Annotated in this window: 2 pseudogenes; both read left to right on the top strand. The window is 51.5% G+C overall.

The features are described from left to right. Nucleotides 1-84 (top strand): annotated as a pseudogene (locus ACLJNW_RS25980) (lysozyme); the annotation flags it as partial. Continuing rightward, nucleotides 81-262: pseudogene (locus ACLJNW_RS25975) on the top strand (lysis protein); the annotation flags it as partial. The pseudogenes ACLJNW_RS25980 and ACLJNW_RS25975, both read left to right, overlap by 4 nt.

The raw sequence follows: 262 nt of genomic DNA, 5'->3' as shown, positions 1-262 counted from the left end.
ACATACGCTGGCGGTAAGCAATGGAAAGGCCTGATGACTCGCCGTGAGATTGAGCGTGAAGTCTGTTTGTGGGGGCAGCAATGAGCAGAGTAACCGCGATTATCTCCGCTCTGGTTATCTGCATCATCGTCTGTCTGTCATGGGCTGTTAATCATTACCGTGGTAATGCCATCACCTACAAAGAGCAGCGCGACACCGTTACTCATAAGTTGGCGCTGGCGAACGCGACAATTACTGACATGACGAAGCGTCAGCGTGATGT

Origin of the sequence: Salmonella sp. SAL4457, assembly GCF_046548235.1 — a bacterium.
In the GTDB taxonomy this organism is placed as follows: domain Bacteria; phylum Pseudomonadota; class Gammaproteobacteria; order Enterobacterales; family Enterobacteriaceae; genus Salmonella; species Salmonella enterica.
This window is presented reverse-complemented; position numbering and strand designations above follow the sequence as displayed.